Below are 13976 nucleotides of genomic sequence, written 5' to 3'. Positions count from 1 at the left end.
GGTGCTCAGGGGTGCTCCGAGACCAGCACCGCGCGGGTGCCGGGCTCCTGCGCGTGGAAGACGTGCGGCACATCGGCCGGATAGCAGATGTAGTCGCCCGGGTGGAGTTCGACGGGCTCGTCGGCGGTTCCCACCAGGGCCCGGCCCGCGCTGATCACGACGTGCTCCACGACTCCCGGCAGGTGGGGCGCCGAGGAGCGCTGCGGGCCGGGCTCGGCGGCGATGCTGTAGACGTCCCGCCGGGCCCGGGGCGGGGAGGCGGCAAGGAGGGTGGCCCGGTAGTCGCTCTGGGCGGATCCGATGGCCGGCCCCTCCCCCGCCCGGATCACCTGGACCTGCGGCCGGGAGACGGCCAGCAGCCGGGAGAAGGGGATCTCCAGGGCCACGCAGAGCGCCCACAGCGTCTCCAGGCTGGGGTTTCCGGTGCCGGACTCCAGCTGGGAGAGCGTGGACTTGGCGAGCCCGGCCCGGCGGGCGACCTCGGTGAGGGAGAGGCCCGCTCGGGCACGCTCCGCCCGCAGGGACGCGGCGATCAGTTCGAGCGGAGGTTTGAGCGCGGGGTCGGCGTCGGACACGGGTCGTTCGCTCCAATGGTCGATCGTTCGGCTTGACGAACATTCGCTGATGCGTTCAGCATAAACTCCATGCGTTCGTTATGGAGAACTCTGGACGGGGGGCTGCTGCGCGACATCGCGCTCGTCTGCCTGGCCGTCGGCGTCATCGGCCTGTCGTACGGCGCCGTGGCGGTCACCTCGGGCTTCGCCTGGTGGTTCCCGGTCCTGATGGGGGCGCTCGTCCTGGCCGCGTCCTCCGAGTTCCTGTTCATCGGGATCATCGCGGCCGGGGGCAGCCCGATCGCCGCCCTGCTGGCCGGCCTCCTGGTGAACGCCCGCCATCTGCCGTTCGGCCTGGCGGTGCCCGATGTGCTCGGACGGGGGTGGCGCAGAATGCTCGGCACCCATCTGATGAACGACGAGACCGTCGTCTTCGCCATCGCCCAGGACGAGCTGTCGAGCAAGCGGGCCGCGTACTGGACCTGCGGCCTGGGCATCCTGCTCTGCTGGCCGGTGGGCGCCGCGCTGGGCGCGCTGCTCGGCAGCGTCGTGGAGGACACCGCGACCCTCGGGCTCGACGCCATGTTCCCCGCGGTGATCCTGGCGCTGATCCTGCCCGCCCTGAAGGACCGGGCGGTGCGGCGGACCGCGCTGGCCGGCATCGCGCTGGCGCTGGCCGCCACCACGTTCCTGCCGACCGGGCTGCCGGTACTGGCCGCCCTGGCCGCGCTCCCGCTGTTCACCGCGAAGGCGGCGGAAGGAGCCGCGCGGTGAGCGACGCCGTGCCGATGCTGCCGACGCTGGCGGCGATGTTCGCCCTGGCGGTCGGGACCTTTCTGCTCCGCCTCTCTGGGCCGTTCCTGCGGGCCAAGATCACCTTCCCGGCGCGGGCCGAGAAGCTGCTGGAGGCCTCGGCGGTGGTGCTGCTCGCCGCGCTCACCGCCATCGCCGCGCTCACCGAGGGGGACGACTTCGTCGGCCCCGCCCGGCCGGTCGGCGTCCTGGTCGGCGGAGTGCTCGCCTGGCGCAAGGCGCCGTTCCTGGTGGTCGTGCTCGCGGCGGCGGGCACCGCGGCGCTGCTCCGGCTCGCCGGCGTGCCGTGACGCGGCCGGCCACTCCGTTTCCCCTCCGCATTCCGTAAACACCGCGCAAGGCATTCGGCCCCCTTTGGCAAGTTTGGGTCAAACCATCTCAAATATTGGACCCGCCGTTGCTCGCCCCAGAATGAGTCCAGTAGCGTTGCCCGCAGTGACTGGCTTCGAAAGTCAGTCCGGTTCACGCGCACGCCAGTCGGCCTTCGTTCGGATGTTCGTTCTGTCGAGATATTCGGGGGGGTATCGTGAACGAGAGCGTCGCATCCTTTTCTCTGACCGACGTGCGGCACGCCCAGTCCATGGGGTGCCGGGCGGAGGACATGCTCCACGGCTGATCCTTCTCCGCCGCGAGCGGGGTTGACGCCATTTCGATCCGGAGCGCTTCCGCACAGACCCTCGGCGAGGCTCCGGAATCCTCACCCGCCGTCATTTCCGGGAGCGTCCGGAAAGAATGACGACCCGGTGCTTTCCTTTGTTATTCCTTGGCACGAACTGCGCGTCCATCCGCCCATTTCCCAAGCGGTGGCGGCTGTTTTTGGACGCGGACGGGGCCGACCCATATGTCGAGGCCGCGCCTGCGGCACAGCCCACGGAACGACCCAAGGAGCTCTGAGATACCGTGATGAATTCGGTGGACGAAGTCTGGGGCACGGCCATGGCACGCGTGCCCCTGCTGTCCGAGCGCGAACTCGACGTCTTCCAACTGCTGGGCAAGGGGGCCTCGAACCGCACCATCGCGACCCAGCTGGCCATTACCGAGCGCACCGCCAAGGCCCATGTGGCGCAGATCCTGGCCAAATTAGGCGTGGAATCACGACTCCAGGCCGGGATCGCCGGCTTCGCCTGGCAGATCGTCACCAGGGCCGGCATCTGAGAGCCAGGCAGGCCGCGTACATCCCGGTGATCGTGCCCCGGAGGGCCTCGGCGTCCGAGGGGGCCGCGCCGGGGCACGGACATGGAGAGCGCCACCGTACGCGCGCCGGGCGGACGCGGTCATGATGAGGCCGTGACGGGGCAGCCTGGTTCCTGTGACTGATCAGGAGAGCGGTATCCGGCTGGTAGGAGCTGAGGAGACAGCACGACCGCGTCCTCGCCCTGGGGGGCACTTTGCTGGCCGACCGGGAGCGGCCCGACCCTGACGACGACGAGGCTTTCCGCGTGTACCGCGACCCCGACGGCCATCCCTTCTGCGTCTTCGTCAGGCAGACCCCGTGATCCCCGGTCCCGGATCCGGGGTGCCGTCCCGGGTGAACGCCCACAGGGCGAGCCCGAGGCCGCTGAACCCGGCGCCCAGCGCGCACACGGCGCCCCAGCCCGCCGCCGTGTAGAGGGAGGTGGCGGCGATGGCGCCGGTGGCGCTGCCGATCGAGTAGAAGACCATGTATCCGCCGATCAGCCGGCTGCCCGCGTCCGGGTGCAGGGCGTAGATGAGGGTCTGGTTGGTGACGTGGACCGCCTGCACGGCGAGGTCGAGGAGGATCACCCCGGCGAACAGGGCCCACAGCGAGTGGCGGGTGAAGGCCAGGGGCAGCCATGAGGCGGTGAGCAGCGCCAGGGCGATGCCGGTGGTCCGTCGGGAGAGTCCGCGGTCGTTCAGGCGGCCGGCCACGGTCGCGGCCAGGGCGCCGGCGACACCGACCAGTCCCAGCGCCCCGATCGCGCTGTGGGGCAGGAAGTACGGAGCCTCGCTGAGCGGCAGCGCGACGCTGCTCCACAGGGTGCTGAACGCGGCGAAGACCAGCAGGCAGAACAGGGCACGGAGGCGCAGCAGTGGTTCGCGCGCGAACAGGGTGAGGGTGGAGCGCAGGAGTTGTCCGTAGCGCAGGGTCGCCGGCGGGGCCTCCCGGTGGCTCGGCAGCACGCGGTACAGGACCAGGGCGAGCAGCGCGGTGAGGGACGCCGAGGCGAGGTAGACGGAGCGCCAGCCCGCGAGGTCGGCCAGGACGCCGGACGCGGTGCGGGCGAGCAGGATGCCGATCACCACGCCGCTGGTGACCAGGCCGACGACGCGTCCGCGCCCGGCGGGAGGGGCCAGTGATGCCGCGAAGGCCACGAGCGTCTGGGTGACGACCGCGAGGAGCCCCGTCGCGGCCATGCCCGCGAGCAGGACCGCCGCCGTGGGGGCGGTGGCCACCACGGTCAGCGCCACCACGAGGAGCAGCAGTTGGGCCACGATGAGCCGCCGGCGGTCGGCCACGTCGCCCAGCGGCACGAGGAAGAAGAGCCCCAGCCCGTATCCGACGTGCGTGAGGGTGACCACGCTGCCGATGAGTGCCGGGCTCATGGCGAGGTCGTGGCCCATGGTCACCAGGAGCGGCTGGGAGAAGTAGACGTTGGCCACCGCGGCCCCGCAGGCGACGGCGAACAGCACCACGACGCCCCGGGACAGGACGAACGCGGGATCCTCCTCCCTTCGCGCCTCGGTCCGTCGTGTCCCGGCCTCACTGCTGCCCGGCATCGGCACTCCCCTATCTGGTTTCATGTTGCTACCAGTGGCGACGGTAACTTCCTTGGTAGCATGTTGCAACCATCGCGGGGTGAGGACGCCCGAGAGTGACGCCTGAGAGTGAGGACGCCATGGTCGCCAGGACACGCTTCGACCACAGCGCATGTCCCGTCGCCCGCTCGGTGGACGCGATCGGCGACTGGTGGTCGCTGCTGATCGTGCGGGACGCCTTCGACGGAAGCCGGCGCTTCGGGGAGTTCCAGCGCAGCCTCGGCGTGGCGAAGAACATCCTCACCGCGCGGCTGCGCACCCTGGTCGCCGGCGGTGTCCTCGAATCCGTCCCCGCCTCGGACGGCAGCGCCTACCGCGAGTACGTCCTGACCCCGAAGGGCGAGGCGCTCTTCCCCGTCATCGTGGCCCTGCGGCAGTGGGGCGAGCAGAACCTCTTCTCCCCCGGCGAGCCCCACTCCGAGTTGGTGGACCGCCGGGAGGGACACCGCCTCCGCGCCCTGGAAGTGCTGGCCGCGGACGGACGGCGGCTGAACCCCGACGACACCGCCGTCCACAAGCTCCCCGCCGAGTGATCCGGGCTCGGACTGATCCGGGCGCCGCCCACCGCCTCGTACCGCGGGAGGGCGGCGCGTACCCGGCAGCGGGCGAATCGGCACCGGGACGGTGCACATCGGCATACCCGGTGGCCGTTGTGGCATGGCGCGGGTGACAGGCCGGGGAGCGACGCTCTGAGCAGCCGCACCGTGAAGGTCGCGGTACGGCTGCGAAGGAGCGATCACATGGGCCGATACGACCTCGCCCTCATCGGATTCGGCGGTGTCAACCGCGCGCTCGCCGAACTCATATCCCAGCGTGGGGACCGCCTCGCCGACGAGCTGGGCTTCGCCCTGCGGGTCGTCGCGATCACCGATCTGCGGGCCGGTTCCCTCGTGGACACCGACGGCATCGACCTGGCCCCGCTGCTGGCGGCCGAACCCGGGGAGCTGAGCTTCGCCGGTCTGCCCGGCGGAAGCGCCGACACCCGCAACGAGAGCGTGATCCGCGAGGTCCCGGCCGACATCGTCGTGGAGGCCACGTTCACCAACCCCGGCGACGGCGAGCCCGCCCTCTCCCACGTCCGCTGGGCGCTGGAGGCCGGGAAGCACGTGTGCACCACCAACAAGGGGCCGGTCGCCGTCGCCGGCCGGGAACTCAGGAAGCTGGCCGAGCGGCACGGCGTCAGCTTCGAGTTCGAGGGCTCGGTGCTCAGCGGCACCCCCGTGCTGCGCACCGCCCGGCGCCTGTTCGGCGGGCTGGAGATCACCGGTGTCCAGGGCATCATGAACGGCACCTCGAACTACGTCCTGGGCCGCCTCGAGGAGGGCGTCGAGCTGCCCGAGGCGATCGCGCAGGCCCAGGAGCTGGGATACGCCGAAGCCGATCCCACCGCCGACATCGAGGGCCACGACGTCCAGCTCAAGGCCGTGATCCTGGCCAACGAGGTCCTGGGCGCCGATCTGCGCCGCGAGGACGTCGTCTGCGAGGGCATCTCCAGGATCACCCCACGGGACGCCCAGGACGCCCTCGGGAAGGGGCTGCGCTGGAAGCTGGTCGGCTCGGCCACCCGCCAGGCGGACGGCACCGTGACCGCCCGGGTCGCCCCCGTCGCGCTGCCCGCCCACCACCCGCTCGCGGGGATCTCCGGCCCGGGCAACGCGGTCTCCTTCCACACCGACCTGCTCGGCACCGTCACGGTGTCCGGACCCGGCGCCGGCCGGATGGAGACGGCCTACGCCCTGCTGTCGGACATCATCGCCATCCACCAGCGCCACCACGCTCACGACGACACCGCCCCCGTGCGCCGCGTCCTTGAGGAGGCCCCCCGTGGCTGACACCTTCGTGACCCCCGGCATCGAGCTCGGCGCCGACATGGCACCGGTGCGCAACCCCTACACCGGCGAGGTCATCGCCTCGATCTGCACCGTCGACGCCACCGCCATCCACACCGTCCTGCAGCGCGCCAGGTGCGGGCGGCGCACCTCGGCCGCGCTGTCCCGCGCCACCCGGGCCGGTGTCCTGGAGCGCGCCGCCCACCTGGTGCGGCGGCGCGCCGAGTCCTTCGCCCAGCTGATCGTCAGCGAGGCGGGCAAGACGATCACACAGGCCCGCAAAGAGGCCGCCCGCGCGGCCAACACCCTCGCCCTGTCGGCGGCGGAGGCACGCCGCAACGCCGGGGAGGTCGTCCCCTTCGACGCCTACGAGGGCTCCGAGAGGCGGCAGGGCTGGTTCACCCGCGAGCCCCTGGGCATCATCGCCGCCATCACCCCGTTCAACGACCCGCTCAACCTGGTCGCCCACAAACTCGGCCCGGCCATCGCCGGCGGCAACGCGGTGATCCTCAAACCCTCCGCCCACACGCCGCTGTCCGCGCTCCGCCTGGTCGACACGCTCATCGAGGCCGGCCTGCCGGAGGAGGTCGTCACGGTCGTGAACGGCGGGGCCGACATCGGCGCCGCGATCGTCGGCGCCCCCGAGGTGCGCATGGTGTCCTTCACCGGCGGGTTCGCCACCGGCGAGGCCATCTCCCGCACGGCCGGCCTGAAGAAACTGGCCATGGACCTGGGCGGCAACGCCCCGGTCATCGTCATGGACGACGCGGACCTGGACGAGGCGGTCGCATCCTGTGTCTCCGGTGCCTTCTGGGCCGCGGGCCAGAACTGCATCGGCACCCAGCGGATCCTGATCGCCCGTGAGGTCTACGAGACATTCCGCGACGCCTTCGTCGCCCGCACGAAACTGCTCCGCGTCGGCGACCCGACCGACGAGCACACCGACGTCGGCCCCATGATCACCCCCGAGGCCGCACAGGCCACCCAGCGGAAGGTCGACGAGGCGGTGGCCGAGGGCGCGGTGCTGCTGTGCGGCAACCAGCTCAACGGCTCCCTCTACACGCCGACCGTCCTGGAGAACGTCCCGGCCACCTGCGCGATCTGGCGGGAGGAGGCGTTCGCCCCGGTCGTCGCGCTGCAGCCGTTCGAGTCCTTCGACGACGCCATCGAGCAGGCCAACGCCATCGACTACAGCCTCCACGCGGGGGTCTTCACCTCCCGTCTGGACCGCGCCCTGTCCGCGGCCCGGCTCCTGGAGGCCGGAGGAGTGATGATCAACGACTCCTCCGACTACCGGTTCGACGCCATGCCCTTCGGCGGCTTCAAGTACGGCAGCATGGGCCGCGAGGGCGTGCGCTTCGCCTTCGAGGAGATGACCCAGCCCAAGGTCGTCTGCGTCAATCATCTGAACGACGCGCGGTAACAGAGTCTCGCGTCGGGCACGACTCCCTGAGCGCGCTTTCCACGCGGTAACCCGGCTGATTTTCCGGTACCTCTCTACAAACCTGTAGATTCTGTTTCTCCTCACACGGCGGGCAGTAGGGGCAAGGAGAAACAGATGGCGCTGTGGGACCGCCTCAGGGAATCGGCCCAGACGATGCAGGCTCAGCTCACCGCGAAGAAGCACGAGCTGCAGAGCGGGGCGTTCCGGGACGCGAGTATGGCGATGTGCGCCCTGGTGGCGGCGGCGGACGGCACCATCGACCCGTCGGAGCGGCGACGCGTCGCCCAGCTCGTCGCCACCAATGACGTGCTCCACCACTTTCCCCCGGACGCCCTGCATCGCCGCTTCGAGGATCACCTCGACCAGCTGACGGCGGACTTCACCCTCGGCAAGGTGAGCGCCCTCCAGGAGATCGGCAAGGCGAAGAGGAAACCGGCGGAGGCGCGAGCCGTCATCCAGATCGGCATTGTCATCGGATGCGCCGACGGCCACTTCGACGACAGCGAGCGGGCCGTCGTCCGCGAGGCCTGCTCGGCCCTGGACATCCCACCGGCCGAGTTCGACCTGCACCGCCCGCTCCGCGTGCCCCGCCCCTACCGAGCCGTGGACGAGCCCCCGGCGGCCCCCGGCGGGGAGGAGGCGGCACACCGTGAGGCCGTCCTGCCCGACGACGACCTTCAGGTCTTTCTCAAGGCACTGGCCAGCAGCACGCGGCAGAAGCTCTTCGCGCACTTCGCCGACGGAGAGGAGCTGACCGTCGGCGAAGTCGCCGAGCGCGCCGGACTCGGCCCGTCGACCACGTCCGAGCACCTCGCCGTCCTCCGCCGCGGAGGCCTGCTCCAGTCCACGCGGAGCGGCAAGCTGGTCCGCTACCGCGCCGACAAGGAGGGCATCGCCGAGCTGCTCGGTCAGCTCCACTCCTACCTCCGCTCCCCCTCGGGAGCACGGGACACCCCCTGAGGCCCCTCCGCGCGGCCCGGGCCGCGCGGAGGGGACGGCCGCGACTGCCTCACCCGCCGGCGGCCGGGACGACCAGGCGGTGGGTGCCGGGCGGGGCCTGGTACAGCGCTCCGGCCGGGTGGGCCCGGGCGTCGTCGGCCGGGGCGGCCCCCACGACCACGACGTTCCACGCCAGGTCGCTGTCCGTCTCGACGACCGTCTCCCCGCCCGAGCGCCGGATCGTGAAGACCGCCGCCGGGGCCCCCGAGCGTGCGGGGACGGTGGTCACGGTCTCCGAGCCGTCGGCCCCGCCCGGGTACACATGCAGGGTCACGCCGTCCGCCCAGTCGTACCGGGGACCGTCGTCCACCGCGCCGAACGGGATCACCGAGCCCGGCCGGGCCAGCAGCGGCAGCGTACGGAAACCGTGCCGCTCGCGCCGCCAGCCGGGACCGCTGACCCGCTTCCCGGTGAGCACATCGGTCCAGATGCCCTCCGGCACGTAGTACTCGACCGTGCCGTCCTCGCTGAACACGGGCGCCACCAGCAGATCGGCGCCGAGCATGTACTGACGGTCGAGCGTGTGGGTGGCCGGGTCCTCGGGGAACTCCAGCAGCATGGCCCGCATCACCGGCGTACCGGACTCCTTGGCCTCGACCGCGGCGTGGAAGAGGTAGGGCATCAGCCGGTGCTTGAGCCGGGTGAAGTCCCGGGTGACCTCGACCGCCTCCTCGCCGAAGTCCCACGGCACCCGGTAGGACTTGCTGCCGTGCAGCCGGCTGTGCGAGGAGAGCAGGCCGAACTGCACCCACCGCTTGAAGACGGCCGGCGGCGGGGTGCCCTCGAAGCCGCCGATGTCATGGCTCCAGAAGCCGAAGCCGGACAGCCCGAGGGACAGGCCGCCGCGCAGCGACTCGGCCATCGCCTCGAACGTCGACTCGCAGTCGCCGCCCCAGTGGACCGGCATGCGCTGGCCGCCCGCGGTGGCGGAGCGGGCGAAGACCACCGCCTCGCCCTCGCCGCGCTCCTCGACGAGCAGGTCGAAGACGGTCTCGTTGTAGAGCTGGGTGTAGTAGTTGTGCATCCGCTCCGGGTCCGAGCCGTCGAACCAGACGACGTCCTCGGTCGGCACCCGCTCGCCGAAGTCGGTCTTGAAGGCGTCCACCCCCTGGCCGAGCAGGTGGCGCAGCTTGGCGGCGAACCACTCGCGGGCGGCTGGGTTGGTGAAGTCCACCAGGCCCATCCCGGCCTGCCACTTGTCCCACTGCCAGACGTCGCCGTCAGCCCGCTTGAGCAGGTAGCCGCCCGCCATGCCCTCGGCGAACAGGGGGGACTTCTGCGCGATGTACGGATTGATCCAGACGCAGACGCGCAGCCCCCGCTCCTTCAGCCGGGACAGCATCCCCTCGGGGTCGGGGAAGACCTCGGGGTCCCAGACGAAGTCGGACCACTGGTACTCCCGCATCCAGAAGCAGTCGAAGTGGAAGACACTGAGCGGGATGTCCCGCTCGGTCATGCCCGCGACGAACCGGGACACCGTCTCCTCGGTGTAGGAGGTGGTGAAGGAGGTCGACAGCCACAGCCCGAAGGACCAGTCCGGTGGCAGGGCGGGCCGGCCCGTGAGACCCGTGTAGCGGCGCAGCACGTCCTTGGGGGCGGGTCCGGCGAAGACGAAGAATTCGAGGGACTGGTCCTCCACGCTGAACTGGACCCGGCCGACGTTCTCGGAGGCGATCTCGTAGGAGACCTTGCCGGGGTGGTTGACGAAGACGCCGTACCCGCGGTTGCTCAGATGGAACGGCACGTTCTTGTAGGCCTGTTCGCTGTTGGTGCCGCCGTCGGCCTGCCAGATGTCGATGCTCTGGCCGTTCTTGGTGAACGGGGTGAAGCGCTCGCCGAGGCCGTACACGGTCTCGCCGACGCCGAGCGACATCCTGGCCAGCATGTGGTGGCGGTCGTCCGCGTCGGTGACGAAGCCCAGGTCGCGGGGGCCGAGCGAGGTGATGACCTTGCCGCCGGAGCGGAATTCGAGGGTGCAGGGGCCCTCGGTGCCGGCCTTGAGGGACAGCGCGCCGGACACCAGCTCGACGGTCGGGCCCTCGCGCACGGTCTTCGCCGGCCCGCCGTCCGGGTCGGTGGCGAGCGGGAACCGCGGGGTCCGGGGGCGCCTGCCGCCGTGGTGCCACAGCCGTACCCCGATGACGCCCTCGGCGGGCGACCACGCCTCCACCGTCACCAGGGGCCCGTTGAGCGTGTCGCCGCGGTGCCGGACCCGGGTGACGGGCGCGTAGAGGGTGAACCGGTCGTCGGCGACGTCCACGTCGGCGACGGAGGTGGCGTAGCGGGCCGTCACCCCCGGCCGCAGCTGCCAATAGCCGTCGGTGAACTTCATGTCAGTGCTCCTGCGCGGACGCGCGGTTGACGGCGATCAGCTCACGGAACCAGTGGTAGCTGTCCTTGGGCGTCCGTTCCTGGGTCTCGTAGTCGACCCGTACGATCCCGAAGCGCTGACCGTAGCCCCGGGCCCACTCGAAGTTGTCCAGCAGCGACCAGCAGTAGTAGCCGCGGACGTCCACTCCCGCGTCGATGGCGGTGGACAGGGCCGCGAGGTGGTCGCGCAGGTAGCTCACCCGGTCGGTGTCCCGCACGGCCCCGTCCGGCGAGACGGTGTCGGCCTCGGCGGAGCCGTTCTCCGTGATGTAGAGGGGCGGCAGGTCGGGGTACCGCCTGGAGAGGTCCACCAGCAGCTCGGTGAAGGCCTCGGGGACGACGGGCCAGCCCATGGTGGTGTGCCGGGTGCCGTACGGGTCGCTCTCGGCCACCCGGATGTCCGTGGCCGTCCGCCGGGACGCGTCGGCCTCCGCGTACGGCGCGTCGGACACGGTCAGCGGGCGGTAGAAGTTCAGCCCCAGGAAGTCCAGCGGTGCGCCGATGATGTCCAGGTCGCCGTCGCGGCGGTAGCTGCCGTCGGCCGACTCGCCCCAGGTCTCGGCCTCGCCGGTGGGGTAGCGCCCGTGGAACAGGGGCTCGGTCCACACCTCGTTGTGCAGCGTCTCGGCGCGGCGCAGCGCGGCCTGGTCCGCCGGGGAGGCACTGGCGGCGTGGATCCGGTCGAGGTTCAGGGTGATGCCGACCTGGGGGGCGCCCGCCTCGCGCAGCACCCGCACGGCGTGGCCGTGGGCGAGCAGCAGGTGGTGGGCGGCGGCCAGGGCTCCGGTGCCCTCGCGGGCGCCGGGGGCGTGCCGTCCTTCGGCGTATCCCACGAAGGCGGAGCAGAAGGGCTCGTTGAGGGTGATCCACCGGCCCACCCGGTCGCCGAGACGCTCGACGACCAGCCGGGTGTACTCGGCGAAGGCCTCGGCGGTCTCCCGGACCCGCCAGCCGCCCCGGTCCTCCAGGGCCTGCGGCAGGTCCCAGTGGTAGAGCGTGACGGCGGGGGAAACCCCGGCTTCGAGCAGTGCGTCGGTGAGCCGGTCGTAGAAGTCCAGGCCCTTCGCGTTGGCCGGGCCGGTGCCGTGCGGCTGGATCCGCGGCCAGGCCACGGAGAAGCGGTACGAGTCGACGCCGAGCCGTCGCAGCAGCTCGACGTCCTCGCGGTAGCGGTGGTAGTGGTCGCACGCGATGTCGCCGGTGGCGCCGCCCTCGGTGCGGCCCGGGGTGTGGCTGAAGGTGTCCCAGATGGACGGTCCGCGGCCGTCCTCGTCGTGGGCGCCCTCGATCTGGTAGCTCGCGGTGGCGGTCCCGAAGACGAAGCCGGGCGGGAAGAGGGGGAATCGCGTGGTGTCGGATGACGGGGGTGGCGTGCTGGTCATGCGGGGGTGCGGACCTTCCGGGTGGGAGAGCGTCATTTGACGGAGCCGCCGGTGATTCCCGCGGCGACGTACTTCTGGGCCACTATCAGCAGGATCGCCGCCGGGACGGCGGAGACGACGGCCGTGGCCATGACCGCGCCCCAGTCGCTGACGTGGGCGCCGATGTACTCGTACATGCTGAGGGTGATCGGCTTGACGGCGTCCGTGGTGTTGAGGGTCAGCGCGAACATGAAGTCGGACCAGGCGAAGAGGAAGGTGAAGAGTCCTGCGGTGATGAGCGAGTTGCGGCTGATCGGGAGCACGATGCGCACGAAGGCGGTGAACCGGCTCGCCCCGTCGACCATCGCCGCCTCCACGACTTCTTTCGGTATCGACACCATGAACGCCCTCAGCAGCACGATGGAGAACGGCAGCCCGAGCGAGGCGTCGGCGAGGATCAGTCCTGCGAGCGAGTTGACCAGGTGCAGGTCGACATAGGCGCTGTAGAGCGCGTTGGCGATGACGATGCCGGGCACCATCTGGGTGATCAGGGTGCCGAACACGAGGGACCGGCCGCCCTTCAGGCCGAGCTGGGCCAGGCCGTAGGCGGCGGGCGCGGCCATCGCGAGACAGACCACGACGGCGCCGAGCGCGACGACCAGGCTGGTCACGAGCGAGCCGCCCTGGCTCTCCAGCGCCCGCTCGAAGTTGGACCAGCCCGGCGAGGTGGGGAGCCAGTGGGTCGAGGCGAGGCTTTCGCCCGGCTGGAGGGCGATGTTGAGCATCCAGTACAGCGGGAACAGCAGGATGACCAGGATGACCAGCGCGATGACGGTGTTACCGCGCCGTCGCAGGGTGCGGGTGGACACGGCGATCACTTCCCCTCGGCGAAGTCGGACCGGTTGGCCCGGAGATAGAACACGGCGAACACCGCGCTGATGAGGATGAGGACGTTGCCGACCACCGCGCCCTGCCCGAAGTCGAGCTGCTGGAAGGAGAGTTGGTAGGTGACCGTGCCGAGGGTCTGGGTGGAGTCGGCGGGGCCGCCGCCGGTGAGGGCGAGGATCAGGTCCAGGATCTTGATCGTCGACATGAAGCCGAGGACCAGGACCACCGTGATCACCGGCCGCAGCTGCGGCAGCGTGATGCTGCGGAACGTACGCCAGGGGCCGGCGCCGTCGAGCGAGGCGGCCTCGTACATCTCGCGCGGGATCTCCTGGAGCCCGCCGTAGAGGATCACCATGTTGAAGGGGATGCCGACCCAGATGTTGACCAGGACGGCGGACAGCAGGGCGACGCTCGGGCTGCTCAGCCAGGGCACCGGCTCGGAGGTGAGGTGCAGGTTCATCAGCAGGGTGTTGAGCACCCCGGTGTCCTGGTCGAGGAGTTTCCGCCAGACGACCGACGAGACGACCATCGGGACCAGCCACGGGAGCAGCAGCACGGCGCGGGCGAAGCCGGACAGCCGGAAGCGCCGGGAGAAGAACACGGCCAGCGCCAGGCCCAGGACGAACTGGCCGAGCAGGGAGCCCAGGGTGAAGAGGGCCGTGTGCCAGAGGGATTCGGTGAACAGCTTGTCGCCGAACACCGCGGTCCAGTTGTCGAGGCCGTTGAACGGCGCCTCGCCGGTGAAGAAGGTGCGCGGGGTGTAGTGCTGGAAGCTCATGACGACGTTGCGCACGAGCGGATACCCGAAGAAGGCCAGCATGTAGAGGACGGCGGGCGCGACGAAGAGCCAGCGGCTCAGCGTGGCGCGGGACGCCCGCCGGGCGGGGGCCGCGGGGCTCGTCGCCACTGACTCGGCGGGCGCGGCGGTGGTGGTACTCAT

14 protein-coding genes and 1 pseudogene are annotated in these 13976 nt (G+C 71.0%); 9 read left to right on the top strand and 6 right to left on the bottom strand.

Translation table 11 applies throughout. From position 1 onward, the window contains the following. Window positions 1-5: 5 nt before the first annotated feature. Window positions 6-575, bottom strand: a complete 570-nt coding sequence (locus ABFY07_RS04110; RefSeq protein WP_065967893.1) for a helix-turn-helix domain-containing protein — start codon at window positions 573-575, stop codon at window positions 6-8. A 69-nt stretch (window positions 576-644) separates the two neighbouring features. On the opposite strand from ABFY07_RS04110, the gene ABFY07_RS04105 reads away from it, so the two are divergent. From ABFY07_RS04105 to ABFY07_RS04090, 4 genes are all read left to right on the top strand, one after another. After that, a complete protein-coding gene (locus ABFY07_RS04105; RefSeq protein ID WP_346173087.1) occupies window positions 645-1328 on the top strand; it encodes an AzlC family ABC transporter permease in 684 nt (227 codons plus the stop codon). A 14-nt stretch (window positions 1329-1342) separates the two neighbouring features. Then, entirely contained in the window at window positions 1343-1657 is a 315-nt protein-coding gene (locus ABFY07_RS04100; RefSeq protein ID WP_065967916.1) for an AzlD domain-containing protein, read from the top strand. Window positions 1658-2303: 646 nt separating this feature from the next. Beyond that, window positions 2304-2522 (top strand): LuxR C-terminal-related transcriptional regulator, encoded by a 219-nt coding sequence (locus tag ABFY07_RS04095; RefSeq protein ID WP_346173086.1) that lies wholly within the window; start codon window positions 2304-2306, stop codon window positions 2520-2522. A gap of 191 nt (window positions 2523-2713) precedes the next feature. Continuing rightward, complete coding sequence (locus tag ABFY07_RS04090; RefSeq protein ID WP_346173132.1) at window positions 2714-2863, top strand: VOC family protein; 150 nt, start codon at window positions 2714-2716, stop codon at window positions 2861-2863. On the opposite strand, the gene ABFY07_RS04085 is transcribed toward ABFY07_RS04090, so the two are convergent. Then, window positions 2847-4106, bottom strand: coding sequence for an MFS transporter (locus ABFY07_RS04085; RefSeq protein ID WP_428836850.1), 1260 nt, complete (start codon window positions 4104-4106; stop codon window positions 2847-2849). The genes ABFY07_RS04090 and ABFY07_RS04085 overlap by 17 nt on opposite strands. A gap of 119 nt (window positions 4107-4225) precedes the next feature. Here ABFY07_RS04085 and ABFY07_RS04080 point away from each other — a divergent pair, with 119 nt between their 5' ends. From ABFY07_RS04080 to ABFY07_RS04060, 5 genes and pseudogenes are all read left to right on the top strand, one after another. Then, entirely contained in the window at window positions 4226-4678 is a 453-nt protein-coding gene (locus ABFY07_RS04080; protein ID WP_346173130.1) for a winged helix-turn-helix transcriptional regulator, read from the top strand. 207 nt (window positions 4679-4885) lie between these two features. Then, on the top strand, window positions 4886-5977 hold the full coding sequence (locus ABFY07_RS04075; protein WP_346173085.1) for a homoserine dehydrogenase: 1092 nt from the start codon (window positions 4886-4888) through the stop codon (window positions 5975-5977). After that, entirely contained in the window at window positions 5970-7397 is a 1428-nt protein-coding gene (locus ABFY07_RS04070; protein WP_346173084.1) for an aldehyde dehydrogenase family protein, read from the top strand. The genes ABFY07_RS04075 and ABFY07_RS04070 overlap by 8 nt, the downstream gene beginning before the upstream one ends. Before the next feature lie 135 nt (window positions 7398-7532). Then, a pseudogene (locus tag ABFY07_RS04065) lies at window positions 7533-7985 on the top strand (tellurite resistance TerB family protein); the annotation flags it as partial. A 15-nt stretch (window positions 7986-8000) separates the two neighbouring features. Next, window positions 8001-8378, top strand: a complete 378-nt coding sequence (locus tag ABFY07_RS04060; RefSeq protein WP_346173129.1) for an ArsR/SmtB family transcription factor — start codon at window positions 8001-8003, stop codon at window positions 8376-8378. Window positions 8379-8427: 49 nt separating this feature from the next. Here the strand turns inward: ABFY07_RS04060 and yicI are convergent, their stop codons facing one another. Genes yicI through ABFY07_RS04040 form a run of 4 tightly spaced genes read right to left on the bottom strand, consistent with a single transcriptional unit; the run spans window position 8428 to window position 13976 of the window. After that, entirely contained in the window at window positions 8428-10749 is a 2322-nt protein-coding gene (gene yicI / locus ABFY07_RS04055) for an alpha-xylosidase (RefSeq protein WP_346173083.1), read from the bottom strand. 1 nt (window position 10750) lies between these two features. Then, the gene (locus ABFY07_RS04050; protein ID WP_346173082.1) at window positions 10751-12169 is read right to left on the bottom strand and encodes a GH1 family beta-glucosidase; all 1419 of its coding nucleotides are present in this window, start codon (window positions 12167-12169) and stop codon (window positions 10751-10753) included. 32 nt (window positions 12170-12201) lie between these two features. Continuing rightward, entirely contained in the window at window positions 12202-13026 is an 825-nt protein-coding gene (locus tag ABFY07_RS04045) for a carbohydrate ABC transporter permease (RefSeq protein ID WP_104531495.1), read from the bottom strand. Then, window positions 13023-13976 carry a carbohydrate ABC transporter permease gene (locus ABFY07_RS04040; protein WP_346173081.1) on the bottom strand — a complete coding sequence of 318 codons (954 nt, stop codon included), beginning with the start codon at window positions 13974-13976 and terminating at the stop codon, window positions 13023-13025. Before ABFY07_RS04040 ends, ABFY07_RS04045 begins: the two co-directional genes overlap by 4 nt.

It is taken from the genome of Streptomyces sparsogenes subsp. cuspidosporus (assembly GCF_039532705.1).
In the GTDB taxonomy this organism is placed as follows: Bacteria; Actinomycetota; Actinomycetes; order Streptomycetales; family Streptomycetaceae; genus Streptomyces; species Streptomyces sparsogenes.
The sequence above is the reverse complement of the archived record's forward strand: the minus strand, read 5'-3'. Positions and strand labels throughout refer to the sequence as shown.